The sequence below is a fragment of the Streptomyces sp. NPDC001351 genome, from assembly GCF_042896045.1.
Classification (GTDB): domain Bacteria; phylum Actinomycetota; class Actinomycetes; order Streptomycetales; family Streptomycetaceae; genus Streptomyces.
Genome location: NZ_JBIAWS010000001.1, coordinates 1,064,118 through 1,090,655 on the forward strand (window position 1 = coordinate 1,064,118; position 26,538 = coordinate 1,090,655).

Sequence of the window (26,538 nt, forward strand, 5' to 3'; positions counted from 1 at the left end):
CACGGAGATAACCGGGGACTGTCTCCGTTTAACTCTCGCTAAGATACGGAGAGGGTCCCCGGTTCGCAAGGAGTATCTGGATGACGCAGGTCAGGCCCATGCGCGCGGACGCTCGGCGCAACTACGAACGGCTGCTGAAGGTGGCGGCGGAGGCCTTCGCCGAGCATGGGGAGCAGGCGTCCCTCGACGACATCGCCAAGCGGGCGGGCGTCGGGTCGGGCACGCTGTACCGGCACTTCCCGACGCGGCAGGCGCTGCTGGAGGCGGTGTACGTCGACACGATCGAGGCGCTCGGAAGCCGCGCCGACGAGATCGCGAAGGAGCTGCCGCCGGGCGAGGCGCTGGCGGAGTGGCTGTACGAGGTGTGCATCGGCACCATCGAGGTCCGCGGGCTGAAGGCCCTGCTGGGCTCGGCCGTCACGGACGGGAGCAACGCGGCGCTCACGGCTTGTGGGACCCATATGAAGGGGGCGGCGGAGCGGTTGGTCGCGGCGGCTCAGCAGGAGGGCACGCTGCGGCCGGACATCGAGCCGATCGAGGTGCTGAGGCTGGCCCACGGAGTGTCTCACGCCTCCGAGTTGGCGAACGGCGGGACGCAGCACCTCCGCCGGTATCTGTCGCTGCTGACGGAGGGGCTGCGCGCGTAGCCGCGGCGGCTAGAGAGCTTGCGCGGCCGGCTTCACCATGTTCCGGACCGTGCGCGCCTTCACGAACTCGCCCATCGCCGTCATCTCCCACTCACCGGAGAACTGGCGGATCAGCTTCGCCATCATCACGCCCGTCTGGGGTTCGGCGTTGGTCAGGTCGAAGCGGACGAGTTCCTCGTCGGTGGTCGCGTCCAGGAGGCGGCAGTAGGCCTTGGCGACCTCGGTGAACTTCTGGCCGGAGAAGGAGTTGACCGTGAAGACCAGGCCGGTGGCCTCCTGCGGGATGCGGCCGAGGTCGACCACGATGACCTCGTCGTCGCCTCCGCCCTCACCCGTGAGGTTGTCGCCGGAGTGCTTGATCGCGCCATTGAGGATCGACAGCTTGCCGAAGTAGCAGCTGTCGATGTGGTTGCGCTGCGGGCCGTAGGCGATGACCGACGCGTCCAGGTCGATGTCCTTGCCGCCGTAGGCGGGCTCCCAGCCGAGGCCCATCTTGACCTGGGAGAGCAGCGGGCGGCCGCCCTTGACGAGGGAGACCGTCTGGTTCTTCTGGAGGCTGACCCGGCCCTTGTCGAGGTTGATCTTTCCGGTGCCCGGAGCGGGCGGCGGTGTGGTGGACAGGGACGGGGCCGGCGGGGCCACCGGGGGCTGCATCGTGGGCGTCGGCGGAGCGACCGGCTGGGGCGGGGCGGCCGCGGCCGGTTCCTCCACGGTGACGCCGAAGTCGGTGGCGATGCCCGCCAGGCCGTTGGCGTATCCCTGGCCGACCGCGCGGGCCTTCCACTGGCCGCCCCGCAGATAGATCTCGACGACCACCAGTGCCGTCTCGGTGCCCAGCTGCGGGGGCGTGAACGTGGCCAGGACGGTGTTGTCGTCCGCATTGCGGATCGTGGCCGTCGGTTCGATGCCCTGGAAGGTCTGGCCCTGGGCGTCCGGGCTTGCGGTGACCACGATCTTCTCGATGCCCGGCGGGACGGCGGCGGTGTCGACGGTGATCGCGTCGGGAGCGGTGCCTCCGCCCGACCGGTAGGTCACGCCCGGGCCGGCCGGCTGGTTGTAGAAGATGAAGTCGTCGTCGGAGCGCACCTTGCCGTCGCCCGTGAGCAGCAGGCCCGATACGTCGAGCCGCACGGGGGCGGTGACGTCCACCGTCACGCGGGCGGTGGAGAGAGGGATGTTCGAGCCAGGGGTCATAGCTGTCATGCCGGGTGAACGAGCGAGACTGCTTTACCGTTCCCTTACTCTCCCCCCGATCGACCGCCTTTTACCTCGCCCCCGCCGCCCCTTCCCGTCCCTGGGGGCTGCCGCCCCCAGACCCCCGCTTCGGCCTGAACGGCCTCGTCCTCAAACGCCGGACGGGCTGAAAAACCAGCCCCTCCGGCGTTTGAGGAGCGGGGGTCCGGGGGCCGGCCCCCGGGTCGGGACGGGTAGGGGCGGCGGGGGCGAAAAACCTACGGCACCACCACGATCTTGCGGCCCACCCCCGCCGCGAACTGCTCCAGCGCCTCCGGATACCGCTCCAGCGGAATCCGGTCGCTGATGAAGACCTCCGGATCCAGCACCCCGTTCGCGAAGAGCTCCGCCGCCCGCTCAAAGCTGTGCAGAACCGCCATCGAGCCGGTGATCGTGATCTCCTGGTTGTAGATCCGGTACGGATCGATCGTCACCCGCGTCGCATAGTCCGCCACCCCGAACTGCAGGAACGTACCCGCCTTGGCGACCCGGTCCAGGCCGTCCTGGATCGCTGCCGCGTTACCCGTCGCGTCCACCACCAGGTCCCAGCCCTGGGGACGGTCTAGCTCGTCCGGGTTCGCAGCGGATGCCGAGACTCCGAGCCGCCGTGCCGTCTCCAGCCGCGCCGGGTTCAGGTCGACGACGTCCACGCTCGCCGCCCCCGTGCGCTTGGCGAGCTGCAGCATCATCAGGCCCATCGTCCCCGAGCCGTAGATCAGGACGTGCGCGCCCAGGCGGGACTGCAGCACGTCGTAGCCGCGGACGGCACAGGAAAGAGGCTCCACCAGGGCCGCGTCCTCGGTGCGTACGTGCTCGGGCAGTTTCACGCAGTTCGCCACCGGCGCCACCGCGAACTGCGCCGCGCCTCCGGCCGTCGTGACGCCGATCGCGGCCCAGCGTTCGCAGAGGTTGTTGTGGCCCGTACGGCAGTAGCGGCACTCGTAGCAGTAGAGGGACGGGTCGACCGCCACCCGGTCGTCGACCGCGACCTCCGTGACCTGGGTGCCCACCCCGACGACCCGGCCCGCGAACTCGTGTCCGGGCACGATCGGCAGCTTGGGTGCGAACTCGCCCTGGAGGATGTGCAGGTCCGTGCCGCACAGGCCGCAGGCGGCGACCTCGACGACGACCTCGCGCGGGCCGGGTGTCGGGTCGGGGACCTCGGTGACGACGGCGCGGCCCACGGACTCGATGACGGCGGCCTTCATTTGACGGCTCCCAGTGACAGGCCCTGGACCAGCTTGTCCTGGGCGGCGAACCCCGCGGCGAGCACCGGCAGGGAGATGACGAGCGACGCGGCGCACACCTTCGCCAGGAACAGGCCCTGGCTGGTGATGAAGCCGGTCAGGAAGACGGGGGCCGTCTCGGCCACCACGCCGGTCAGGACTCGGGCGAAGAGAAGTTCGTTCCAGCTGAAGATGAAGCAGATCAGGGCCGTTGCGGCGATGCCGGGCAGGGCGATGGGGGCCACCACGCGCGCGAGGATCGTCGGCAGCCGGGCGCCGTCGATCTGCGCCGCCTCGATCACCGCCACCGGCACCTCGGCGAGGAAGGACTGCATCATCCACACCGCGATCGGCAGGTTCATGGAGGTGTAGAGGATGACCAGCAGCCAGATGTTGTCCAGCATGTCGGTGTTCTTGGCGAACAGGTAGATCGGGAGCAGGCCCGCCACGATCGGCAGCATCTTCGTGGACAGGAAGAAGAACAGGACGTCCGTCCACTTCCTCACCGGGCGGATCGAGAGGGCGTACGCGGCCGGCAGGGCCAGCAGCAGGACCAGGACCGTCGAAGCCACCGACGCCACCGCGGAGTTGACCAGCGCCGGCCAGGGGCTCGCGCCGCCGCCCGTGCCGAAGAACTCGCGGTAGCCGTCGAGGGTGAGGGCGGCGCCGAAGGACGGCGGGTTGGTCGCCGCGTCCGACTCCGAGTGGAAGGACGTCAGCGCCATCCAGGCGATGGGCAGGAAGAAGACGACGCCGAGCAGCCAGGCCATCAGGCCCAGGCCGACTCCCTTGCGGCGGGGGCTCGTTCGTACGGCGACCGTGCTCATGCGCGGGACACCTCCTCGCGGAACAGGGACGACACGACGCGCAGGGCGAAGGTCGCGATGATGATCGAGCCGATGACCACCAGGACGCCCGCGGCCGAGGCGAGGCCGTTCTCGTGGGCCTGGTAGAAGCTCTGGTAGACGGTGTAGGGGAGGTTGGCGGTGCCCAGGCCGCCGGAGGTGATGGTGAAGACCGCGTCGAAGTTCTGGACGATGTAGATCGAGCCGAGCAGGGCGCCCAGCTCCAGATACCGGCGCAGGTGCGGGAGCGTGAGGTGGCGGAAGATCTGCCAGTCGTTCGCACCGTCCACGCGTGCGGCTTCGAGTTGCTGGCTGTCGCGGCTCTGCAGGCCCGCCAGCAGGATCAGCATCATGAACGGCGTCCACTGCCAGATCAGGGAGGCCTCGACCGCGAGCAGCGGGGTGTTTGATATCCAGTCCGGCTGCGGGCCGCCCACGTAGTGCAACAGCCCGTTGAGCAGGCCGTATTCGGGGTTGTAGAGGACGTGCTTCCACAGCAGGGCCGCGGCGACCGGGACCACCAGGAAGGGCGCGATCAGCAGGGTGCGGACCACTCCGCGGCCCCGGAACCTCCGGTCGAGCAGCAGGGCGAGGACCAGGCCCAGGACCAGGCTGACCAGGACCACCGTCACCGTCAGCAGGATCGTCGTCCACACCGAGTGGCGCAGGTCGGCGTCGGTCAGGACCTGCTGGTAGTTGTCGAAGCCGGTGAAGTGGCGGGCCTTGGGATACAGGGCGTTCCAGTCGAAGAACGAGATCACCAGGGTGGCCACGAACGGCAGCTGGGTCACCACGATCATGAAGACCAGGGCGGGCAGCAGTGGGGCCCGGGTGGACCAGGCCTTCAGCCGGGCGGAGTGCCGGCGTGTGCTGCGTACGGGAGTTGCGGCCAGGGGAGCCGTTGTCGTGGCGGTCATCGTCCCTCGTACTCCTTCGAGATCTTCTCGGCGAGCTGCTGGGACTTCCTCAGCGCCGAGTCGACGGACTGGCGTCCGGCGATCGCCGCGCTGATCTCCTGGGAGACCTTGGTGCCGAGATCGGTGAACTCGGGGATGCCGACGAACTGGATGCCGGGCGCGGGGCGCGGCTGCACCCCCGGGTTGTCGGGCTTCGCGCCCTCGATGGCCTCCCTGGTCATCTCCTGGAAGGCGCCGGCCTCCTTGCGGTAGTCGGCGTTGGTGTACGTCGACGCGCGCTTGCCGGCGGGGACGTCGGACCAGCCGCTGGTGTCGCCGACCAGCTGCTCGTACTGCTTGCTGGAGGCCCAGGAGACGAACTTCCAGGCCTTGTCGGGGTTGCGGGAGGCCTTCTGGATGCCCCAGGCCCAGGTGTAGAGCCAGCCGGAGGAGTCGGTCTTCTCGACGGGGGCGGGGGCGTAGCCGAGCTTGCCCTTGACGGGGGAGCCCTTGGCCTCCAGGGATCCGGCCGCGGAGGTGGCGTCGTACCACATGGCGACCTTGCCCTGGGTCATGTTGTTGAGGCACTCGGCGAAGCCGGACTGGGCGGCGCCGGACTCGCCGTGCTTGCGTACCAGGTCGACGTAGAACTTCGTCGCCTGCTCGAAGGCGGGGGAGTCGAGTTCGGCCTTCCAGTTCTTGTCGAACCAGGTGCCGCCGAAGGTGTTCACGACGGTGGTGAGGGGTGCCATCAGTTCGCCCCAGCCGGGCAGGCCGCGCAGACAGATGCCGCGCATCCCGGACTTCGCCCCGTCGACCTCGGCGGCGAGCTTCGCCACCTGGTCCCAGGTGGGGTGGGCCGGCATCGTCAGGCCCTTCTCGGCGAAGATGTCCTTGCGGTACATCAGGAAGGACGACTCGCCGTAGAAGGGCTGGCCGTAGAGCTTTCCGTCGTCGGCGGTCAGCGACTGGCGCATCGGCTTGAGGACGTCCTGCTCGTCGTAGCCGGGGTCCTTGGCGACGTACGAGTTCATCTCGTGCAGCCAGCTGTTCTTGGCGTAGATCGGGATCTCGTAGTTGCTGAGCGTCGCCACGTCGTACTGGCCGGCCTGGTTGGCGAAGTCCTGGCTGATCTTGTCGCGGACGTCGTTCTCCGGCAGCACGGTGAAGTTCACCTTGATGCCGGTCTCCTTGGCGAAGTGCGCGGCGGTGAGTTTCTGCAGCTCCACCATCTGCGGGTTGTTGACCATCAGGACGTTGATGGAATTGCCGCCGGAACCGGACCCGCCCGCCCCGACCCAACAGCCGGAGAGCAGCGGGGCGAGCAGCGTCCCTGCGGCGGCCATGGCGAGCGTGGCTCGCGGTGGCCGTCGTCGGCTCTGGGTGCGCATGGATCGCTCCTGAACATATGGGGAGATAAGGGGGTGCTTGCGGGCATGGAAGTGCCCTGGGGGAAGGTGAGTTGGGTTGTCAGACGCGCAAGGTGCGGGCGCGGACGGGTTCTCTAGACGCGGATGACCTGCGGGCCCAGCAGTGAGTAGCGGTGGGCCTCGGCCGAGGGGAGCAGGGTGCTCGTGACGATCGTCTCCAGTGCGCCGATCTCCGCGAACCGGCAGAAGCTGACCGCCCCGAACTTGGTGTGCACTCCCGCGAACACCGTGCGGCGCGCGGCCCGGATCGCCTGTGCCTTGACCTCGCCGACCGCGGGGTCGGGGGTGGTCAGGCCGTGCTCGCGGGAGATGCCGTTGGCGCCGATGTAGGCGAGGTCGAGGACGAAACCGGCCAGCATCTTCGTCGTCCAGTGGTCGACGGTGGCCAGGGTCCCGGAGCGGACCCGGCCGCCGAGCAGCAGAACGGAGACGGCGTCGGCCTCGGCGAGTGCGCCCGCGACCGGCAGGGACGCGGTGACCACGGTCAGCGGCCGGTCCCTGGGCAGTGCCTCGGCGATGAGCTGCGGGGTGAAGCCCTCGTCGACGAAGACCGTCTCGGCGTCCCCGAGCAGCTCGGCCGCTGCGGCCGCGATCCGGCGCTTCTCGGGTACGTGGCTGGTGGCGCGGAACTCGAGCGTCGTCTCGAAGCCCGCGCTCTCCACGGGGTAGGCGCCGCCGTGGGTGCGGCGGACGAGGCCGTGGTCCTCCAGGGCGCGCAGATCCCGTCGTACGGTCTCCTTGGCCACGCCCAGTGCGGCGGCGAGCCCGGTGACGTCGACCGAGCCGGTGGCGCGCGCGGCCCGCACGATCTCCCGCTGGCGCTCTTCCGCCGTCTTCGCGTAGTTCGCCGTCATCGCCGTCACCTGCCCTCGTGCCGTGCTGCCCGTTCGGGCCCGGTGGGGCCCTCGCAGGAAGTTCTACCCCTGGTGTGCGGCACTGACCAGGCCTGTTGCAGGGCCGATGCTGCCCGTGTGTGCCCGTTTGCCGAGCGGAGTGCCCGCCTCGGACCTGCGGGGCTGTGAGTGGGGGCGTGGGATCGGGCAGGTGCGGTGACCGAATGCGGGGGCGGGCGGGCCCGTTCCGTGCCCGGGCGCCTCCGCGCGGCGGAGCCGCATATGGATGCGGCCCCGCGCCCCTTGGAGGCGCTGTCAGTGCGGCCAGATCGGCGGGTCGCTCACGAAGTGGCCGCCCAGATAGGCGTGGGCGATGTTGTCGGGGTCCAGTTCGCCCTGGTCGGCGATCAGCTTTTCCGCGTACGGCTCGGAGTCGTCCTGCGGCTCGTAGCCGAGCGCCCGTGCCGTGGACAGGTCCCACCACAGGCGGGTGTTGGCCGAGGAACCGTAGACGACGGTGTGGCCGACGTTCTCGGCGGTCAGGGCCGCATGGAAGAGGCGGGCGCCGTCGGCCGGGCTCATCCAGATGGACAGCATGCGCACGCTGGTGGGCTCGGGGAAGCAGGAGCCGATGCGTACCGAGACCGTCTCCAGGCCGTGCTTGTCCCAGTAGAGCTGCGCGAGGTCCTCGCCGAAGGACTTGGACAGGCCGTAGAAGGTGTCCGGGCGGCGCGGGGTGTCGATGGGGATCAGCGGGTCGTCTGCCCTGGGGCGCGGGGTGAAGCCCACCGCGTGGTTGGAGGACGCGAAGACGATACGGCCGACGCCCTCCTCCCGCGCCGCTTCGTACAGGTTGTACATGCCCTCGATGTTCGCCGCGAGGATCTTCTCGAAGGGGGCTTCCAGGGAGATGCCGGCCAGGTGGATGATCGCGTCGACGCCCCGCACGGCCTCGCGCAGGGCCTTCTTGTCGGCGAGATCCGCGGTGACGGCGTCCGGGTCGCCCTCGATCGGGCGTACGTCGAGGAGGCGCAGCTCGTAGCCGAAGGCCGGCAGCAGGTTCCGCATCAGGGTGCCGAGCCCGCCGGCGGCGCCGGTGAGCAGAACGGTGCGGGGGGCTGGCATCCTCGCTCCTCCTTCGGTTGGCGGGGCGCATGCGTGCACGCTATTCACATCCATGGACACGCTAAGGAGCCGCGCCGTACCCCGTCAAGTGCTCTGCGAAATGCGGAAATCCGCTCATGTGATGCCGGCGGGCGCGCTTGACCGGCCGCAAAGGGGCGGCTTAGCGTGGTGGCGTTCAGAAATGTAGACGCAGATCATGAACGTGGAATCGGTATCGGAATGCATCGAAATCGGGAGTGCCCGTGACGTCAGTCCCTCTCGCCGCTCGCCTCAGCATCCCCAGCGGGCCGCTGTTCTTCCCGGTCACCGCCTACGGGCCCGACGGCTCGGTCGACCTCGACGTGTACCGCGCCCATGTGCGCCGCGGGGTCGAGGGCGGGGCCGCTGCGGTCTTCGCGTGCTGCGGCACCGGTGAGTTCCATGCGCTCACGCCGGAGGAGTTCGAGGCGTGTGTGCGGGTGGCGGTGGAGGCGGCGGACGGCCGGGTGCCGGTGCTGGCCGGCGCCGGGTACGGCACCGCGCTCGCCGTCCGGTACGCGCGCGTGGCGGAGGCCGCGGGGGCGGACGGGCTCCTCGCCATGCCTCCGTACCTCGTAGTCGCCGGTCAGGAGGGGCTGCTGCGGCACTACCGGGAGGTGGCCGCCGCGACCGCACTGCCCGTGATCGTCTACCAGCGTGACAACGCCGTGTTCACCCCGGAGTCCGTCGTCGAGCTGGCCCGCACGGACGGGATCATCGGCTTCAAGGACGGCCTCGGCGACCTGGACCTCATGCAGCGCATCGTCAGCGCCGTCCGCACCGAGGCTCCCGGGGACTTCCTCTACTTCAACGGCCTGCCCACCGCCGAGCAGACCCAGCTCGCCTACCGTGCCATCGGCGTCCCGCTGTACTCCTCCGCCGTGTTCTGCTTCGCCCCGGAGATCGCGCTCGCCTTCCACCGGGCGCTGGAGTCCGGCGACATCGCCACCGCGCACCGGCTCCTCGACGGCTTCTACCGGCCGTTCGTCGAGCTGCGCGCCCAGGGGCGCGGTTACGCCGTCGCCCTGGTCAAGGCGGGTGTACGGCTGCGTGGGCTCGACGTCGGGGAAGTGCGGCCGCCGCTGCACGAGCCGACCGAGGACCATCTCAAACAGCTCGCCGAGCTGATCGAGCGCGGGTATGCGCTGTTGGAAGAGAACAAGTGAAGGCGGAGAGCACGTGAAGGCGGAGACCAAGTGAAGGCGTCGACTTTCGTCTACCCCTGGGACGTCAACGGCGATCCGGAGGCCGCGGGCCGCATCGCCGCGCTCGGTGTGCAGCAGGTGACACTCGCCTCCGCGTACCACTCCACGCGTGCGCTGACACCCCGCCACCCGCGCCACCGCATCGTCACCGCCGAGCACGCGGCCGTGCTGTACCCCACCGACGGCCGCTGGGAGGGACGTGCGCTGCGCCCCTGCCCGGCCGGGGACTGGGCGCCGGGAGACGCCTACGGCGAGGCGGCCGCGGCCCTCGCGGACGCCGGCCTGGAGGTGCACACCTGGGTCGTCCTCGCCCACAACTCCCGCCTGGGCAGCGAGCACCCGGACACCTCCGTCGTCAACGCCTACGGCGACCGCTACCCCTGGGCCCCCTGCATCGCGCAGTCCGCCACGCGCGCGTACCTCGTCGACCTGGCCGTCGAGGCGGCCGTACGCCCCGGCGCGCGCGGCACCGAGCTGGAGTCGCTCGGCTGGTACGGCCTCCAGCATCTGCACGCGCACGACAAGACCGGCGGGGTGGGGCTCGGGGACGCCGGGATGTACCTGATGGCGCTCTGCTTCTGCCCGGCCTGCCGGACCGGCTACGGCGAACAGGGCCTGGACGCCGACGAGTTGGCAGCCTCCGTACGCGCCGCTCTGGAGCCACTGTGGCGGGGTGTGCCCGACGACGGCGGATGGGCCGGAGTCGAGAAGCTGCTCGGCGAGGCGAAGGCGGCGGCCACGCGCGCGTGGCGCGACGAGACCGCCCGCACACTCCAGGAGACCGCGGTGCGGGCGGTGCGCGCGGCGGCCCCCGACACCTTCCAGGTCCTGCTGCACGCCGACCCCGTGACCTACCACGTCGGCGCCAATCCCGGCGTGGACCCCGCCCACATCCTCTCCGTCGCGAACGGGGTGGTCGTCCCGTGCGCGGGCGGCCCGGACCTGCTGACACCCTTCGCCGAACAGCGCCGGGACGGGGCGGTCATCGCCGCCAACTTCCCCGTGGTCTCTGGAATGGGCGGCAGCCCGGCCACGCTGACCACGGACGCGGCGGCGGCCCGCGACCGGGGCGCCACCGAACTACGCCTGTATCACGCCGGGTTGGCGTCGGACGCCGACCTGGAGTCGGTGCGCTCGGCCCTCGCCGCGCTCTGAGGCAGCCGGCCCTCGGTGGGCCGGCAGCGCTGCCCCATGGGTGCTTCGGGGGCGCCCGAACTGCGGTTGTGTCACGCCTGGTTGGCGTCGGAGGGTGGCCTGGTGGCGGTGCGGTCGGGGCTCGTCGGGTGTTGAAGGAGTGCGGCCGTCGGTACGGTCAGGGCAAGTCCCAGGGCGAGCAACACCACCCGGTAGTCGGTGAGTTCGACCAGGGCCGCTCCCGCGGCCAGCCCGCACACGTTCGGGGTGAACAGGAGAGTGTTGGCCGCGGCGGCCGTACGGCCCAGCAGCGCGTCCGGTGTCTCGCGCTGCAGGGCGGTCAGCGCGGCGATCAGCACACAGGGCAGCCCCGCGCCGCTCGCCGCGCAGCAGGCCAGGACCACGGGGTCCGAGGGGATCGCTCGCGCGGCGATCGCTACGGCCGTGAGGGCGATGCCCGACGCGGCGAACCGGCGTTCGCCCAGCCATCGCAGCGCGGGCCCCGAGACCAGTCCGACCGCGACCGATCCGGCGCCCTGGACGGCGTACAGGACACCCGCGTAGGCAGGGGAGTGCCCGAGGCCGTCGATGACGGCGTAGAGCTGCGCCCCGCCGACGCCCGCGCAGAGCATCGTCGTGCCGCCGGCCAGGACCAGGGGCCGCAGGCGTGCGTCGGCCCACAGGAACCGGGTGCCCTCCGCGGTCCGCTCCCGCCGGCCGCGCGTGGGCGGCGGCGGCTTCTCCTCGCGGACCCGCAGCAGGGCGTACAGGCCCGTGGCCAGCACGAATGTGACGGCGTCCAGCAGGGCGACGCCCGGGCCGCCGTATGCCGCGAAGAGGGCCGCGCCCGCGAGTGGGGCGACCAGCTTCATGCCCTCGGTCGCCGTCATGCGCAGCCCGTTGAAGTCGCCCAGCAGCGACCGGTCGATCGCCGCCGCGACGAGGGCGGACTCGGCCGCGTCATGGACGACGCCCGCGGCGCCGTACACGAACAGGACCGTGTACAACAGCCACAGCCGGCTCGGGGAGTCGACGGCGAAGAGGGTGAGCAGGAGGGCGGCCAGGAGGAGGTTCACGCCGATGAGAAGGGGTTTGCGGCGGAGCCGGTCGGCGAGGGTGCCGAGCAGGGGGCCGGCGAGCGTGGGCGCCCACATGGCGAGCAGGCACAGCGCGGCCGGCCCGTCCGAGCCGGTCAGCTCCTTGACCCATACGCCGGACGCCAGCCACAGCGCCGACGTCCCGAAGCCGGAGATCACCACGCCGGCGAGATACAGGCCCGCATCGCGGTCCCGCACGACCCGCACGACTGCCCATGTCGATGTCGTCATGCCTGGCCATGGTGGATCCAAGGCCCCCGGCCAGGGATGGGGCAGCTGCCCTATGAGCGAGCCCGGCCGAGCCGTACGGGTGGAGACCGGGCTGCGATGAGTTTCGGGGGCGCGGTCGGTCTACATCGACGAGACACGACTGTGAGGAGCGGTGCATGACTGACACGACCCTCGACCTCGGACCCCAGACCCGCGTCATCGCGCGGCTCGCGGAGGACGTGAGCGACGAGCAGCTGGCGGAGGCGACGCCCTGCCCGGACTGCGCGGTACGCAACATGCTGGGCCATCTGCTCGGACTGTCCGTCGCCTTCCGCGACGCGGCCCGCAAGGACCTGGGCGTCACGACCGACACCAACCCCGGCGCCGCCGCCCCGGACCTCGCCCCCGACTGGCGCGAGGCCCTGCCCAAGGTCCTCGACGAACTGGCCGCCGCCTGGCGCGACCCGGCCGCCCGGACCGGTATGACCAGGGCCGGCGGCGTCGACCTGCCCGGCGAGGTCGCCCTTGCCGTCGCCGTCGACGAACTGGTCATCCACGGCTGGGACCTGGCCCGTGCCACCGGCCAGGACTACGCCCCCGACCCGGCCGCACTCCAGGCCTCCCACGACTTCCTGCTGGCCGCGGCCAACGACCCGAGCCGGGGCGGCGGCATCTTCGGCCCCGTGGTGCCCGTACCGCCGGATGCTCCGCTGCTCGACCGGGCGGTGGGGCTCAGCGGCCGGGACCCGGGGTGGACGCGCACGCGGTGACCGGCGGGGCGACGGCGTCCGGTACCGGGACGGTCGCGCGGGCCGGGGGGCGGACCGTAGGCTCCCCGCATGCCCCTCGCCCTCACCGTCCTCGGCACCGCCTCCCCGCACCCGCGGCCCGGCCGCCCCTGCTCCGGGTATCTCCTGCGCGGTGGGGACGCCGAGGTATGGGTGGACGCCGGACCCGGCAGCTTCGCGGAGTTGCAGCGGCACACGGATCCTGCGCGACTGAGCGCCATCTGGATCTCGCACCTGCACGCCGACCACAGTGCCGATCTGCTGTCCGCGGTGTACGGACTGGCCTACGGGGGACTCACCCCGCCCTCGCCCGTCCCGGTCTACGCACCCGGCGACTGTGCCGTGCGCCTCGCCGGGTTCTTCGGGCGCCCCGATGCCGGATTCCTGAGCGGCATCCTCGACTTCCGGACCTTGCACGACGGCCACACCGCCCGGCACGGCGACCTGCTTCTCACCTCCCGCGCCGTCAGGCACGACATCGAGGCCTACGGGCTGCGCGCGGAAACCGAGGGGCGAGTGCTCGCCTACTCCGGGGACAGCGGCCCCTGCGAGGCGCTCGGCCGACTCGCCGCCGACGCCGACCTGTTCCTGTGCGAGGCCGACATCGACGCCCATCACGAAGGCGAACAGGTGCACCTGACCCCCGAGGACGCCGGCGCCACGGCCCGCGCGGCCACCGCGGGCCGACTGCTCGTCACCCACGTCGGACCCACCCTCACCGGGGAGTCGGCGACGAAACGGGCCGCCGCGGCCTTCGGCGGCCGCACCGCCACAGCCCGCGAGGGCGAGACCACGACCGTCTGAACGGCCCGACCCCGCAGCCCCAACTCCCTTTGTCGGAAGCATTGACGAAACATGCGCCCCCTCCTACCTTCAACGCGTCGTACTTCATACGTCATATATGAGACGCGATACACGAGATCAGATACCCGAGATCAGATACCCGAGATCTGACACGTGACTTCCGAGAGGCGCGCATGACCTCTGTGCCCACGCCGATCCCGTCCCGCACGCAGTACGTGCTGGACGCGATCAAACACCGCATCCTCACCGGGCAGTTGACGCCGGGCCAGGCCCTGGTGGAGACCGAGCTCGCCGCACAGTTCGGGGTGTCCAAGACGCCCGTGCGCGAGGCGCTCAAGACCCTGGCGGGCACCGGGCTCGTCGTGATGAGCCAGTACAAGGGCGTCACGGTGCGCATGGTGGACGCGGACATGGCGCGCGAGGTCTACGACGTGCGGATGCTGCTGGAGCCCGAGGCACTCAGGCGTGCGGTGCGGCGCGGGGCCTCACTCGACGCCGCACGCACCGCGCTGACCAGGGCCGACGACGCCACCGACACCGCCGAACGGTCCCTCGCCAACCGGGAGTTCCACCGCGCCCTGTATCTGCCCTGCGGCAACCCGCTGCTCGGCCGCATGCTCGACGAGGTCCGCGACCAGGCGGCCCTCGTCTCCGCGGTGGCCTGGGCGGCCTCGCCCTCCTGGGAGCGGGAGGCCGGTGAGCACCGGGAGATCCTGCGGCTCGCCCTGGCGGGCGACGCCGACGGCGCGGCCCGCGCTCTGCACGCCCATATCGCGTCCTTCGTCGAGCGAGCGTTCCCCCAGGCGACCGACCAGGTCACGGACCAGGCGGCGAACCAGGAAGGCACCGCATGAGCAGCGTGGCGTTCGAGACCCAACGGACGGCCCTGGCCGACGTGGTGGCGATCCCGGTGACCCCGTTCGCCGAGGACGGCACCGTCGACCAGGACGCCCACCGGGCCCTGCTGCGTCGGCTGATCGAGGGCGGGATCCGCATCCTCACCCCCAACGGAAACACCGGCGAGTTCTACGCGCTCTCCCCCGAAGAGCGCCGTCTCGTCACGGAGTTGACCATCGACGAGACCGGCGACCGCGCCGCGATCCTCGTCGGCGTCGGCCATGACCTGTCCACCGCCGTCGCCTCCGCCCGGCACGCCCGTGAGCACGGCGCCCAGATGGTGATGGTCCATCAGCCCGTCCATCCGTATGTCTCCCAGGGCGGCTGGGTCGACTACCACCGCGCCATCGCCGAGGCCGTCCCCGAGCTGGGCGTCGTCCCCTACATCCGTAACGCCCAACTGGCCGGCGCCCGCCTCGCCGAGCTCGCCGACGCCTGCCCGAACGTCATCGGCGTCAAGTACGCCGTCCCCGACGCCGCCACGTTCGCCGCCTTCGCACGGGACGCGGGACTCGACCGCTTCGTGTGGGTCGCCGGTCTCGCCGAGCCCTACGCGCCCTCGTACTTCTCCGCGGGCGCCACCGGCTTCACCTCCGGACTAGTGAACGTCGCCCCGTCCGTCTCGCTGAACATGATCGAAGCGCTTCGATCCGGCGACTACCCGGGCGCCATGAAGGTCTGGGAGCAGATCCGCCGCTTCGAGGAACTCCGTGCGGCGAACGGCTCCGCCAACAACGTCACCGTGGTCAAGGAGGCCCTCGCCTCCCTCGGCCTGTGCCGCCGCGACGTCCGCCCGCCGAGCAAGGAGCTGCCGCAGGGCGAGCGTGCGGAGGTCGCCGCCATCGCCGCCGGATGGTCGACATGACCGACAGAATGCGTCCCGAGGAACTCAGAAGCCATCAGTGGTACGGCACCGAGGGCAGGCTGCGCACCTGGTCGCACAACGCCCGGATGCGGCAGCTCGGTTACGAGGCGGAGGAGTACCGGGGCCGCCCGGTGATCGCCGTCCTCAACACCTGGTCCGACATCAACCCCTGCCACGTCCATCTGCGCGAACGCGCCGAAGCGGTCAAGCGGGGCGTGTGGCAGGCCGGGGGCTTCCCCCTCGAATTCCCCGTCGCCACGCTCTCGGAGACGTACCAGAAGCCGACCCCCATGCTCTACCGCAACCTGCTCGCGATGGAAACGGAGGAACTGCTGCGGTCGTATCCGGTCGACGCGGCGGTGCTGCTGGGTGGCTGCGACAAGTCGACCCCCGCGCTGCTCATGGGCGCCGCCTCGGCCGACGTACCGTCGATCTTCGTGCCCGCCGGGCCGATGCTGCCGGGGCACTGGCGCGGTGAGACCCTCGGCTCCGGCACCGACATGTGGAAGTACTGGGACGAGCACCGTGCGGGCAACCTGACGGACTGCGAACTGCGGGAGCTGCAGGGCGGGCTGGCGCGTTCCCCCGGTCACTGCATGACCATGGGGACCGCCTCCACGATGACCGCGGCCGCCGAAGCCCTCGGCATGACGCTGCCGGGCGCCTCCTCGATCCCCGCCGTCGACTCCGGACACGAGCGGATGGCAGCGGCCTCCGGGCGCCGAGCCGTGGAGCTCGCCTGGAGGGGGCTCAAGCCGTCCGGGATCCTCACCCGCGAGGCCTTCGAGGACGCCGTCACCACGGTGCTCGGGCTCGGCGGCTCCACCAACGCGGTGATCCATCTGACCGCGATGGCGGGACGCTCCCAAGTCCCGCTCACTCTCGACGACTTCGACCGCATCGCACGGACCGTGCCGGTGCTGGCCAACGTCCGTCCCGGCGGACAGACGTACCTCATGGAGGACTTCTACTTCGCCGGCGGCCTGCCCGCCTTCCTCTCCCGGATCGCCGATCTGCTGCACCTGGACCGCCCGACGGTGAACGGCACCCTGGGCGAGCAGATCGAGGGCGCGGTCGTCCACGACGACGACGTCATCCGCACCCGCGAGAACCCGGTCGCCGCCGACGGCGGAGTCGCCGTCCTGCGCGGCAACCTCTGCCCCGACGGCGCCGTCATCAAGCACATCGCCGCCGAACCCCACCTGCTCAAGCACACCGGTCCCGCGGTCGTCTTCGACGACTACAGGACCATGCAACGCACCCTGAACGACCCGGAGCTGAACATCACCGCCGACAGCGTGCTGGTGCTGCGCAACGCCGGACCCAAGGGCGGCCCCGGCATGCCCGAGTACGGCATGCTGCCGATCCCGGACCACCTCCTGAAGCAGGGGGTACGGGACATGGTCCGCATCTCCGACGCCCGGATGAGCGGCACGAGTTACGGCGCGTGCGCACTGCATGTGGCGCCGGAGTCGTACATCGGCGGCCCGCTCGCCCTCGTCCGCTCCGGCGACCTCATCACCCTCGACGTCGAGACACGCACCCTCCATCTCCACGTGGGCGACGAGGAGTTGGAGCAACGCAGGGCCAACTGGACACCCCCGCCGACCCGCTACGAACGCGGCTACGGCGCCCTCTACAACGACCAGATCACCCAGGCGGACACAGGCTGCGACTTCGAGTTCCTGTCCCGGCCGGGCAAGGTCACCGACCCGTACGCGGGCTGACCTCGCCGCAGCTGTCATGTCGAGGCCGCCGACCTCGTGAGGAGCTGGAACACCACCCTCCACCGGACCGGCACCCTCTTCAACGGCTACCCGGTGGACCTGCCGGCGATCTGCAACGCCTACGACTCGGGCAGGGAACGCGACCTCACGGCCGACGTCGGCCGGACGCCTACCCTGCACACAGAGATCGACAGCGCCGAGAGGATCCCATGACCACCGTAGACATCGTCCTGGCGGGCGCGCGCGGCCACGGCCGCTGGCACCTGGACAACATCCGCCGGCTCCAGGACAAGGGGATCGTACGGCTGGCAGGCATCTGTGAGCTGACCCCGCTGACCGGCGACGAGATCCCGGACGGTCTCGGCAGTCCCGAGCAGTCCGCCGACTTCGGCGCGCTCCTGGACTCCACCGGCGCCCGGATCGCCGTCGTCTGCACTCCGATCCCCACCCACACCGACCTGGCGCTCACGGCCGCCCGCAGGGGTGTGCACCTGCTCCTTGAGAAGCCGCCCGCGCCGTCGTACGCCGAGTTCCGGCGGATGGCCGACGGGGTCGCCGAGGCGGGCGTGGTCTGCCAGATCGGCTTCCAGTCGCTGGGCTCGCACGCCGTCCCCGCGATCGTCGGGATGATCGCCGAGGGCGCCGTCGGCGAACTCGTCGGCGTCGGCGGGGCCGGAGCCTGGGTGCGCCCCGAGGCCTACTACCGGCGGGCACCCTGGGCGGGTAAACGGCGCCTGAACGGCACCGACGTCATCGACGGCGTGCTCACCAACCCCCTCGCGCACGCCGTGGCCACCGCGCTCGCCGTCAACGGCACCACACGCGCCGAGGACGTCACCGGCATCGAGCTCGAGCTGCTGCGCGCCAACGACATCGAGTCCGACGACACCTCCTGCGTCCGCATCACCACCGCACCGGGCCGCAAGGTCACCGTCGCCGCGACTCTGTGCGCCGAGCGGGACGACGAGCCGTATGTCGTCGTGCACGGCACCCGCGGCCGGATCACCTACTGGTACAAGCAGGACCGCGTCCTGCTCCAGCGCGCCGACCACGGCCCCGAGGAGTACGAGTACGGCCGCACCGACCTGCTGGAGAACCTGGTCGACCACCTCACCGACGGCGCCGATCTCCTGGTCACCCCGGACGCGACCGGCGCCTTCATGAAGGTCGTTGAAGCGATTCGCCAGGCCCCCGACCCGGCCCCGCTGCCGGCCGGGGCCTGGCACCTGGTCCCCGGTGAGGGCCGCAGGGTCGTGGACGGCATCGACGGACTCGTCGCGGCCGCCGCCGACACCCTCTCCCTCTACTCCGAACTCGGCGCCGCCTGGGCCCCACCGAAAGAGGTGAGCACCTGATGACGACCAACGACTCGCCGGTACCGCGCGTCGCGGGCCGCCCGGTCGGCCGCTACGTCACCCGGTGACCAAGGGCTCCGCGGTCACCTCGTCCGGCACCAACGGGGACTCCGGGATCTCCGCCCCGGCCTTCAAGCCGACGGACGCGAGCACCGATCCGGAACCGTCCCGTCCAGGGCGCTTTACCCGTTTTTTGCCTTCCGAAGAGATATCGATCGGGCAACGGGTCTCGCGCCCGCCGGGGTGACGCGCGTAGAAACCTGTCATGCATAAGTCACTGCGTATCGCGGCGATCGCCGCAGCGTGCGCCCTCGCCGGCGGCACCCTCTACGGCGCCGGCGCGGCCACGGCCGGCCAGTCCACGGCCAACTCCACCCACGAGCCGTACAACATCGGGCTCCTGGTGAAGGACATCGACACGTACTACGGCACCACGGCCGATGCGAGCGGCGTGTACCAGGCGTCCCCGGACAGCCCGTACGCCCAGGATCTGGCGCACATCGACGCCGCCGCCAGGAAGTACATAGACCGGGCCGCCCGCAAGGCGCACCACCGGGGCGAGAAGCCCGCGGTCGTCTTCGACATCGACGACACGCTGCTGCTCAGCCTCGACTACGAGAAGCGCTACAACTACACGTACAACCCGACCACGTGGGCCGACTACGTGAACAAGGCGGACCGCCCGGGCGTGTTCGGCAGCGCCGAGCTGGTCCAGTACGCCGAGTCCAAGGGCGTCGAGGTCTTCTACAACTCGGGTCTGAGCGAGGCGCAGCGCACCGCCGCCGTCGCGAACCTGAAGAAGATCGGCGCCGATGTGAACCTCGACGCCGACCACATGTTCCTCAAGGACAAGGCGAACCCGCCGGCCTATCTGAGCGCCTGCGCCACGCCGGGCACCTGGACCTGCACGACCGTGCAGTACAAGTCCGGCACCCGCAAGCACATCGAGGACGACCTCGGCTACGAGATCGTCGCCAACTTCGGCGACCAGTACTCGGACCTGGACGGCGGCTACGCCGACCGCACCTACAAGCTGCCGAACCCGACGTACTTCGTCAGCTGAGCCCCGCGAGGTTCCCGGATCCCGTCGCCCGGGCGGCGGGACACGCGGCCGGCGGCCGGTCGTACTCGGCCCGCGTCACCGGCATCACCGGGGGCCACCTTCACCAGGCGCCGGCTGGTCCAGTGGACCAGGTCGGTGGCGATGAGGTGGAACTCAACAGAACGCCCCGCCGGTCGTCACCGGCGGGGCGTTCTCATCGCCGACGAGGGGGGCTCAGTCGGCGGCTGCTGACCGAGGGGGGCTCAGGTCAGCAGGTCCAGGCAGTCGAACGACGTGCCGGCGCTGAGATACGCCGTGCCGCCCGAACCGCTCACGATGTTGATCTTCAGAACGTTGTACTGGGAGGAGTCCGTCTTCCACGCACTAGTAGGGACGTTGAAACTGAAGGTGTGGTTGATTCCACGGTACGAACCCGTGGTGAGGGAGCGAGTCGCGGGCTGTGTGGGTGCTGTGGGAATGGCCGAGACCCAGTCGTTCACGGTCACCCGCGTCCTGTGCCTTGGTCAGCTTGAAGTGGACCAGGATGCCGTCGTTGACGTCCTTCCACATGTACGCCGGGAAGGACGCGGCCTCGCCGTCGCCGATGGTGACGTTGCCGGTCCACTTGGCCGCGCGGCCGTCGGAGGGGTGCGCGTACGTCATCAGCTTGGCGTTCTTGAACTCGCCGGGCGTGCCGTCCCAGTCGCCGAGCCGCCAGACGGTGGACGCGACGGACGGGTCGCGGGTGATGCTCAGGGTGTGCAGGGACGTCGTACCGCCCGCCGTCACCTTCACCGACTCGGAGTGCACGGCGAGTTCGCCCTTGTAGACGGTCAGCGTGTACGTCGCCGTCGTCCTGGTAGCCGAAGGCCGCGGCGGACGCGGACGACAGCAGACCGGCGCCTCCCGCCACGGCGGCGCCGGTGGCGGCGACGCCCAGCGCGGAGGCCCCGAGCACCCGGCGGCGGGTGAGGTGTCTCTTGTGCGTGCTCAAGGGGCGAAATCCCGTCGTACTTGAATGTTCACTCAGCTGCAGGTGGAGAGGACTCCTGTGCTTCCTGGTTGCCGCCGCCGAGGAACAGGTTGCCGCCTCCTTCAAGATTTTTTGCGCGAGGTTCCGCGCAGGATGTGCCTAGGAGTTGCCCGCGTCGTTGGTGCGGGCCGCGAAGTCGCCGCCGACCGCCCGCTGCGTGCCGCCCGCCGTGGCCGTGATCGCGTAGGTGTCGTCCTTGGCGTCCCGGCCGCCGGTCTGGTGGTTGTACTGCCCGGCGAACACCCACTCGCCCTTGGGGACCGTACGGCCCGCCTTGAGCGTCCAGGTGTAGACGAGGAAGCCGTTCTGCTCGCCGACCGTGAGGTCGAAGTCCTGCTCCGGCAGCGAGCGCCAGGCCCCGGTTGAGCTGACCCCGCCGGTCTGCGCGACCTTCAACTGCACGGTCAGGGCGGTGAGCTGCTCGCTCGTCCTGAGCGTGATGTTGCTCTGCGCCCAGAAGTCGTTGCTGTGCAGGTCTATCGAGCCTTCCGACCACAGCGGACCGTCGCTCGCGCCGGGCGCCGGCGCCGAGGCGGAGGGCTTGGCGGCAGGGGTGCCGCTCGGCTTGTGGGACGGCCGGGGGGTGCCCGGCGTCCGGTCCACCGGCGGGACGGGCGCCCGGCTCGTCGCATCGGGCGACGGCGTGGGTGTCGGGGAGACCGAGACCGTCTGCCGCTGCGGGGGAGTGTCGTCCTTCACCGCGGACGCCACCGCGTAACCGCCGACCGCGAGCATGCCCGCGACCGCGGCCGTCGCACCCACCACCCGGGCCCAGCCCCACACCGGCGGACGGGTCGCCCGGTGGTCGGGGCGGCCGTGCTCGCTCATGCCCCGCTCGATCCGGGCCAGGATCCTGGCCCGGTCCGGCTGGTGCGCCTCGGCCGTCTCATGCAGCCGGGCGCGCAGCTCGTCGTGCACGTCCTGCTGCCTCATCGGTCCGTTCCTTCACTCTCGCCGCCGCGCGCCATCGCCGCGTGCACCCTCTGCGGTACGCCCTGGGAGCCGAGGATCTTCTGCAGCTCGGCCATCCCCTTGGACGTCTGGGACTTAACCGTACCCACGGAAACACCCAGAGCGAGAGCGGTGTCCTTCTCCGACAGGTCGAACGCGTGCCGGAGCACCACACACGCCCGTTTCCTGAACGGCAGCCTGCGCAGCGCCTCCTGGACGTCGACAACGCCTGCTATGTCCGGATTCTCGGTCTTCTCCTCGCGCTGCGACCAGAAAAGCGAGATCCGCCGGCGCTCGCGCACGGCGCTGCGGATCCGGGTGCGGGCCAGGTTGGCGACGACCCCGCGGGCGTAGGCGGCCGGGTGGTCCGCGGCGCGCACCCGGTCCCAGCGGTGCCACAGGGCGAGCAGCGCGTCGGCGGCCAGATCGTCAGCGGCGTCCGCCTCGCCGGTCAACAGATGGGCGAGCCGGGACAGTTCGGCGTAGTGCCGCTCGAAGAAGGCATGAAACTCCACGGAGGCTGCATCGTCGACGACAGTGCCCACGGGCGACCTCTCTGTGTGTGGCATGTAGATGACCTGTGAGGCATGTGATCATCCGGGGGAGGCTTGGACGAGATCCGGAAGCGTAGCAGCGATGAACACTCGACTCGCACGGGGCTTCGAACGCAGTCTGGCGGGCCGACCGATTCCGTAACCCGGGGAAAACCTGAAAAGGGTTCACCGCGGGAACAATGCGGCCAGCATCCGCACACTGATCCATCAGGCACCTAGGAGCACCCGCCATGTCCGACACCAGGAAGACGGCCGACCGGTCAAGTGCCGCGCCACCAGCGGCGAACGGCGTCGACCGGTTCTTCAGGATCTCCGAGCGGGGATCCACCTTCGGCCGGGAGATACGCGGCGGCTTCGCCACGTTCTTCACGATGGCCTACATCCTTGTCCTGAATCCCATCATCCTCGGCAGCGCGAAGGACAAGTTCGGCCACAGCCTCGACACCGGCCAACTCGTCACCGCCACCGCCCTGGTGGCCTGTGTGATGACGATCATCATGGGCGTCGGCGGCAACCTCCCGCTCGCCATCGCCGCGGGCCTCGGCCTCAACGCCGTGGTCGCCTTCCAGCTCGCCCCGCTGATGAGCTGGTCCGACGCGATGGGCCTCGTGGTTCTCGAGGGCATCCTGATCTGCGTCCTGGTCCTCACCGGACTGCGCGAGGCGATCATGAACGCCATTCCGCAGCAGCTCAAGCAGGCGATCGGCGTCGGCATCGGTCTGTTCATCGCCTTCATCGGCTTTGTCGACGCCGGGTTCGTCAGCCGTATCCCGGACGCGGCGCAGACCACCGTGCCCGTGCAGCTGGGGGCCGTGGGCCGGCTGACCGGCTGGCCCGTCCTCGTCTTCTGTCTCGGCGTGCTGCTCACCATCGCGCTGCTCGCGCGCAAGGTGAAGGGCGCGATCCTGATCAGCATCGTGACCATGACGATCGTCGCGATCATCATCGACGCGGTGGCGGACATCAAGAGCTGGGGCCTGACCACCCCGCATGTGCCCGACAAGATCGTCTCCACGCCGGACTTCGGACTCATCGGTCACTTCAGCCTGTTCGGCGGCTTCGCCAAGGCCGGCATCCTCACGGCCGTCCTGCTGGTGTTCACCCTGATCCTGTCGGACTTCTTCGACGCCATGGGCACCATCGTCGGCATCAGCGCGGAGGCCGGACTGCTCGACGAGAAGGGGCAGGTGCCGGGGATCGGCCGCGTGCTGTTCATCGACGGCGCGGCGGCCGTGGCCGGAGGTCTGGGATCCGCCTCCTCCAACACCGCTTACATCGAGTCGGCGGCGGGTGTCGGTGAAGGGGCGCGCACCGGCTTTGCGAACCTGATCACCGGTGGGCTGTTCGGACTCGCGCTGTTCCTGACGCCCTTGCTGACGATCGTGCCGCTGCAGGCGGCTGCGCCTGCGCTGATCGCGGTCGGGTTCCTGATGATGACCCACGTCAAGCACATCGACTGGGACCGGTACGAGATCGCCATTCCGGCGTTCCTGACCATCGCCGCGATGCCGTTCACGTACTCGATCACCGACGGCATCGGGGCGGGCTTCCTGGCCTACGTCGTCATCAAGGCGGTGCTCGGCAAGGCGAAGGAGGTGCACTGGCTGCTGTGGGGGGTTTCGGCGCTGTTCCTGGTGTACTTCGCCATCGACCCCGTGGAGCAGATCCTGGGTGTGAAGTAGGCACGAACCGGGACTCAGTTCTTCAGTGCCGCCTCCATCACGGCCTTGGCCACGGGGGCGGCCAGCCCGTTGCCGCTGACCTCCGAGCGGGCCGCGTCCGACTGCTCCACCATCACCGCCACGGCGATCTCCTTGCCGCCCTCCTTGCCGTAGGACGTGAACCAGGCGTACGGCGTCTTGCTGTTGTTCTCGCCGTGCTGGGCCGTGCCGGTCTTGCCGCCCACGGTGGCGCCTGATATCCGGGCGTTCGTGCCGGTGCCCTTCTCCACCACCGTCTGCATCGCGGACTGCAGTTGCCCGGCGGTCGAGGAGCTGACGATCTCCTTGGTGCTCGCGCTGTCGTCGTAGTTCTTCAGCACGTCACCGCCGCTGTCGGTGATCTGCGAGACCATGTGCGGCGAGACCAGCTTGCCGCCGTTGGCTATGGCGGCGGACACCATGGCCATCTGGAGCGGGGTCGCGGTGACGTTGTACTGGCCGATGCCCGTCAGGCCCGTGGAGGACCGGTCCATGTTCGAGGGGTAGACGCTGGTGTAGGCCCGCACCGGCACGTCCTGCTGCGTGTCGTTGAAGCCGAACTTCTCGGCCATCGCCCTCACCTTGTCCTGGCCCAGGTCGACGGCCATCTTCGCGAAGACGTTGTTGCAGGAGTACTGCAGTGCGGTGCGGATCGTGGCGTCCTCGCAGGGCGCGTTCGGGTTCTCGTTGGACAGGTCGTGGGTGGTGCCCGGCAGCGTGTACGGGTCCGGGCTCTTCGTCCTCTCGTCCACCGACGAGTACAGCCCATCCTCCAACGCCGCGGCCGCCACGACCAGTTTGAACGTCGAGCCCGGCGGCAGCGGCTGGCGCAGCGCGCGGTTGGTCAGCGGCTTGCCGGAGTCCGCGTTGAGCGTCTTCCAGGCCGTGCCCGCGGTGTTGGCGTCCGTCAGCGTCGACGGGTCGTACGACGGCGTCGACACGACCGCCAGGATCCTGCCTGTCTTCGGATCGATCGCGACGGCCGCGCCCTTCTTGCCGCCGAGCGCGTCGTACGCCGCCTTCTGCACGTCCGGGTCGATCGTCGTGACCACGTTGCCCGGGTCGGCCCGCTTGCCGGTGATCGTGTCCATCACGGTCTTGAGGCGGTTGTCCGTCCCGTCCAGGAGGTCCTGGTAGATGCCCTCCAGCTGGGTCGGCGCATACGCCTGCGAGGCGTAGCCCGTCACCGCCGCGTACAGCTTGCCGTCCTTGTACGTGCGCTTGTACTTGAGGTCGCTGTTCTTCGTCACCGCGGAACCGGTGATCGCATTGCCGCCCACGATGATGTTCCCGAGCGGGTCCGCGTACGTCTGGATCGCGTTGCGCCGGTTGTACTTGTCGTCCGCGAGGGCCTTGCCGTCGTAGAACTGCACCCAGGTCGCCCTGACCAGCAGAGCGATCACCAGCAGCAGTGTGAAGACGGCGGCCCGCCTGATCGTCTTGTTCATCCCACTCGGAAGACGACCAGAAGCGGGTCGAGCGTTCCCGTGCGCCCGTCTTTCTCATCGGACGCTCATCCACGGCGGTGTCACATGGCGGTGTCAGGCGTCCAGCGCGAGCACGAACTCGTCGATCTCCTCGCCGCGCGCGTTGGCGAACCCGGAGGCCCGCGCGGTCACCCGGAATCCGCACTTGCCCAGGACCCGCAGGGAGCCGGTGTTGTCGGCGGCCGCACGGGCGTACAGCGGACGCTCGGGCACCTCGGCCACCAGCTCCCGCAGCGCGGCCGTGGCGATGCCCCGGCCCCAGTGCATGCGGTCGATCCAGTAGGTGACCTCGCGCTCGCCCGGCTCGCCGTACACCGCGGCGCTGCCCACCACGTCACCGTCGACCAGGACCGTGCGCAGGACGTCCTCGGAGGCCCGCATCCGTTTCCAGTGGGCCTCGAAGGCGTCCCGGTCGGCCGGGTCCTTCGGGGTGAACGCGGCCATGCGCAGCGCCTCGGGATCGTTCATCTGCCGGAAGAAGACCGGCAGATCACTGTCGTGCACTTCACGGAGTACGACGTCCATGACGCCGAAGCCTAGGAGTCACAGCCTCCGTGTCGCCAGGGTCAGCCGGTCGCGCGCGTCGAACAGGGCGTCCTTGACCATCTGTTCATGGGCCGGGGTGAGCCGCGCCACCGGCACCGAGCAGCTGATCGCGTCGCGCGCCGGAGTGCGGTAGGGGATGGCGACGCCGAAGCAGCGCAGGCCCACCGTGTTCTCCTCGCGGTCCACGGCGAAGCCCTGCTCCCGCACCTGGTGCAGCTCCTCGATGAGCTTCTCCCGGTCGGTGATGGTGTTCTCGGTCAGCGCCGGCAGGGTCTCCGGGAGCATCTTGCGGACCTGCTCGTCCGTGTACGTGCTCAGCAGTGCCTTGCCCAGCGAGGTGGAGTGCGCGGGCAGCCGGCGCCCCACCCGGGTGAACGGGCGCAGATAGTGCTGCGACTGCCGGGTGGCCAGGTACACCACGTTCGTGCCGTCCAGGCGGGCCAGGTGAATGGTCTCCGTGGTGTCGTCCGACAGCCGGTCCAGGGTCGGGCGGGCCGCCGCCACCACCTCGTCGCCGTCGATGTACGAGGTACCGACCAGCAGCGCCCGCACCCCGATGCCGTACCGCGTGCCCGTCGCGTCCGTCTCCACCCAGCCCAGCTCCACCAGGGTGCGCAGCAGCATGTAGAGACTGGACTTGGGATACCCGACAGCCTCCTGGACCGATGCGAGGGAGTGCATACCGGGCCGGCCGGCGAAGTATTCGAGCAGCTCGACCGTCCGCACCGCGGACTTGACCTGTGCCCCGCCGCCTGTCTCGGCTACCGACATCGCCCTTGACCCCTTCGTTCGACGGGAAACCGAAGATATAGTCTCCGACAGCATATTCATCATCAGAGACAGCGTTCAGTATATCGAACGACCCTGGTGGATGACCCAGATACTGCGGC

General features: G+C 70.1%; 24 protein-coding genes and 2 pseudogenes. 12 read left to right on the forward strand and 14 right to left on the reverse strand.

Annotated elements, in window-relative coordinates; all coding sequences use genetic code 11:
* Positions 1-80: 80 nt before the first annotated feature.
* Positions 81-647, forward strand: a complete 567-nt coding sequence (locus ACFY1U_RS04895; protein WP_390692700.1) for a TetR/AcrR family transcriptional regulator — start codon at positions 81-83, stop codon at positions 645-647.
* Positions 648-656: 9 nt separating this feature from the next.
* Here ACFY1U_RS04895 and ACFY1U_RS04900 read toward each other — a convergent pair whose 3' ends face one another.
* The 7 genes from ACFY1U_RS04900 to ACFY1U_RS04930 all read right to left on the reverse strand — a co-directional run bounded on the left by ACFY1U_RS04900 (position 657) and on the right by ACFY1U_RS04930 (position 8,235).
* Positions 657-1,841 (reverse strand): TerD family protein, encoded by a 1,185-nt coding sequence (locus ACFY1U_RS04900; protein WP_390692701.1) that lies wholly within the window; start codon positions 1,839-1,841, stop codon positions 657-659.
* Between the two features lie 257 nt (positions 1,842-2,098).
* On the reverse strand, positions 2,099-3,088 hold the full coding sequence (locus ACFY1U_RS04905) for a zinc-dependent alcohol dehydrogenase family protein (RefSeq protein WP_390692702.1): 990 nt from the start codon (positions 3,086-3,088) through the stop codon (positions 2,099-2,101).
* Complete coding sequence (locus ACFY1U_RS04910) at positions 3,085-3,933, reverse strand: carbohydrate ABC transporter permease (protein WP_390692703.1); 849 nt, start codon at positions 3,931-3,933, stop codon at positions 3,085-3,087. Before ACFY1U_RS04910 ends, ACFY1U_RS04905 begins: the two co-directional genes overlap by 4 nt.
* Positions 3,930-4,868: a carbohydrate ABC transporter permease gene (locus ACFY1U_RS04915; protein ID WP_390692704.1), complete on the reverse strand. Its 939-nt coding sequence runs from the start codon at positions 4,866-4,868 to the stop codon at positions 3,930-3,932. The genes ACFY1U_RS04910 and ACFY1U_RS04915 overlap by 4 nt, the downstream gene beginning before the upstream one ends.
* Complete coding sequence (locus ACFY1U_RS04920) at positions 4,865-6,238, reverse strand: ABC transporter substrate-binding protein (RefSeq protein ID WP_390692705.1); 1,374 nt, start codon at positions 6,236-6,238, stop codon at positions 4,865-4,867. The genes ACFY1U_RS04915 and ACFY1U_RS04920 overlap by 4 nt, the downstream gene beginning before the upstream one ends.
* A 113-nt stretch (positions 6,239-6,351) precedes the next feature.
* Positions 6,352-7,131: a DeoR/GlpR family DNA-binding transcription regulator gene (locus ACFY1U_RS04925; RefSeq protein ID WP_390692706.1), complete on the reverse strand. Its 780-nt coding sequence runs from the start codon at positions 7,129-7,131 to the stop codon at positions 6,352-6,354.
* Positions 7,132-7,425: 294 nt separating this feature from the next.
* On the reverse strand, positions 7,426-8,235 hold the full coding sequence (locus ACFY1U_RS04930) for an NAD-dependent epimerase/dehydratase family protein (RefSeq protein ID WP_390692707.1): 810 nt from the start codon (positions 8,233-8,235) through the stop codon (positions 7,426-7,428).
* A gap of 242 nt (positions 8,236-8,477) precedes the next feature.
* Between ACFY1U_RS04930 and ACFY1U_RS04935 the strand changes: the two genes are divergently transcribed.
* Both ACFY1U_RS04935 and ACFY1U_RS04940 read left to right on the forward strand, forming a co-directional pair.
* The gene (locus tag ACFY1U_RS04935) at positions 8,478-9,419 is read left to right on the forward strand and encodes a 5-dehydro-4-deoxyglucarate dehydratase (protein WP_390692708.1); all 942 of its coding nucleotides are present in this window, start codon (positions 8,478-8,480) and stop codon (positions 9,417-9,419) included.
* Positions 9,420-9,449: 30 nt separating this feature from the next.
* On the forward strand, positions 9,450-10,613 hold the full coding sequence (locus ACFY1U_RS04940; RefSeq protein ID WP_390692709.1) for a hypothetical protein: 1,164 nt from the start codon (positions 9,450-9,452) through the stop codon (positions 10,611-10,613).
* A 71-nt stretch (positions 10,614-10,684) separates the two neighbouring features.
* On the opposite strand, the gene ACFY1U_RS04945 is transcribed toward ACFY1U_RS04940, so the two are convergent.
* Positions 10,685-11,920 carry an MFS transporter gene (locus ACFY1U_RS04945; RefSeq protein ID WP_390692710.1) on the reverse strand — a complete coding sequence of 412 codons (1,236 nt, stop codon included), beginning with the start codon at positions 11,918-11,920 and terminating at the stop codon, positions 10,685-10,687.
* Between the two features lie 155 nt (positions 11,921-12,075).
* Between ACFY1U_RS04945 and ACFY1U_RS04950 the strand changes: the two genes are divergently transcribed.
* From ACFY1U_RS04950 to ACFY1U_RS04985, 8 genes and pseudogenes are all read left to right on the forward strand, one after another.
* Entirely contained in the window at positions 12,076-12,669 is a 594-nt protein-coding gene (locus tag ACFY1U_RS04950) for a TIGR03086 family metal-binding protein (RefSeq protein WP_390692711.1), read from the forward strand.
* 69 nt (positions 12,670-12,738) lie between these two features.
* On the forward strand, positions 12,739-13,491 hold the full coding sequence (locus ACFY1U_RS04955; protein WP_390692712.1) for an MBL fold metallo-hydrolase: 753 nt from the start codon (positions 12,739-12,741) through the stop codon (positions 13,489-13,491).
* Positions 13,492-13,664: 173 nt separating this feature from the next.
* Positions 13,665-14,345 carry a GntR family transcriptional regulator gene (locus ACFY1U_RS04960; protein ID WP_390692713.1) on the forward strand — a complete coding sequence of 227 codons (681 nt, stop codon included), beginning with the start codon at positions 13,665-13,667 and terminating at the stop codon, positions 14,343-14,345.
* Complete coding sequence (locus ACFY1U_RS04965) at positions 14,342-15,253, forward strand: dihydrodipicolinate synthase family protein (protein WP_390692714.1); 912 nt, start codon at positions 14,342-14,344, stop codon at positions 15,251-15,253. The genes ACFY1U_RS04960 and ACFY1U_RS04965 overlap by 4 nt, the downstream gene beginning before the upstream one ends.
* Positions 15,250-16,980, forward strand: a complete 1,731-nt coding sequence (araD, locus tag ACFY1U_RS04970; protein WP_390692715.1) for an L-arabinonate dehydratase — start codon at positions 15,250-15,252, stop codon at positions 16,978-16,980. Before ACFY1U_RS04965 ends, araD begins: the two co-directional genes overlap by 4 nt.
* Before the next feature lie 15 nt (positions 16,981-16,995).
* Positions 16,996-17,193 (forward strand): annotated as a pseudogene (locus ACFY1U_RS04975) (pectate lyase); the annotation flags it as partial.
* Entirely contained in the window at positions 17,190-18,335 is a 1,146-nt protein-coding gene (locus ACFY1U_RS04980) for a Gfo/Idh/MocA family protein (RefSeq protein ID WP_390692716.1), read from the forward strand. The pseudogene ACFY1U_RS04975 and the gene ACFY1U_RS04980, both read left to right, overlap by 4 nt.
* 265 nt (positions 18,336-18,600) lie before the next feature.
* Positions 18,601-19,398 (forward strand): HAD family acid phosphatase, encoded by a 798-nt coding sequence (locus tag ACFY1U_RS04985; protein WP_390692717.1) that lies wholly within the window; start codon positions 18,601-18,603, stop codon positions 19,396-19,398.
* A 242-nt stretch (positions 19,399-19,640) separates the two neighbouring features.
* Here ACFY1U_RS04985 and ACFY1U_RS04990 read toward each other — a convergent pair.
* The 3 genes and pseudogenes from ACFY1U_RS04990 to ACFY1U_RS05000 all read right to left on the reverse strand — a co-directional run bounded on the left by ACFY1U_RS04990 (position 19,641) and on the right by ACFY1U_RS05000 (position 21,906).
* Positions 19,641-20,187: pseudogene (locus tag ACFY1U_RS04990) on the reverse strand (polysaccharide lyase family protein).
* A 322-nt stretch (positions 20,188-20,509) separates the two neighbouring features.
* Positions 20,510-21,343 carry a hypothetical protein gene (locus ACFY1U_RS04995; protein ID WP_390692718.1) on the reverse strand — a complete coding sequence of 278 codons (834 nt, stop codon included), beginning with the start codon at positions 21,341-21,343 and terminating at the stop codon, positions 20,510-20,512.
* Positions 21,340-21,906, reverse strand: coding sequence for a SigE family RNA polymerase sigma factor (locus ACFY1U_RS05000; RefSeq protein WP_390692719.1), 567 nt, complete (start codon positions 21,904-21,906; stop codon positions 21,340-21,342). The genes ACFY1U_RS04995 and ACFY1U_RS05000 overlap by 4 nt, the downstream gene beginning before the upstream one ends.
* A 239-nt stretch (positions 21,907-22,145) precedes the next feature.
* On the opposite strand from ACFY1U_RS05000, the gene ACFY1U_RS05005 reads away from it, so the two are divergent.
* Positions 22,146-23,597: an NCS2 family permease gene (locus tag ACFY1U_RS05005; protein WP_390692720.1), complete on the forward strand. Its 1,452-nt coding sequence runs from the start codon at positions 22,146-22,148 to the stop codon at positions 23,595-23,597.
* Positions 23,598-23,611: 14 nt separating this feature from the next.
* Here the strand turns inward: ACFY1U_RS05005 and ACFY1U_RS05010 are convergent, their stop codons facing one another.
* The 3 genes from ACFY1U_RS05010 to ACFY1U_RS05020 all read right to left on the reverse strand — a co-directional run bounded on the left by ACFY1U_RS05010 (position 23,612) and on the right by ACFY1U_RS05020 (position 26,419).
* A complete protein-coding gene (locus tag ACFY1U_RS05010) occupies positions 23,612-25,063 on the reverse strand; it encodes a peptidoglycan D,D-transpeptidase FtsI family protein (protein ID WP_390692721.1) in 1,452 nt (483 codons plus the stop codon).
* 93 nt (positions 25,064-25,156) lie between these two features.
* Positions 25,157-25,627: a GNAT family N-acetyltransferase gene (locus ACFY1U_RS05015; protein WP_390692722.1), complete on the reverse strand. Its 471-nt coding sequence runs from the start codon at positions 25,625-25,627 to the stop codon at positions 25,157-25,159.
* An 18-nt stretch (positions 25,628-25,645) separates the two neighbouring features.
* The gene (locus ACFY1U_RS05020) at positions 25,646-26,419 is read right to left on the reverse strand and encodes an IclR family transcriptional regulator (RefSeq protein WP_390692723.1); all 774 of its coding nucleotides are present in this window, start codon (positions 26,417-26,419) and stop codon (positions 25,646-25,648) included.
* Between the last annotated feature and the right edge of the window lie 119 nt (positions 26,420-26,538).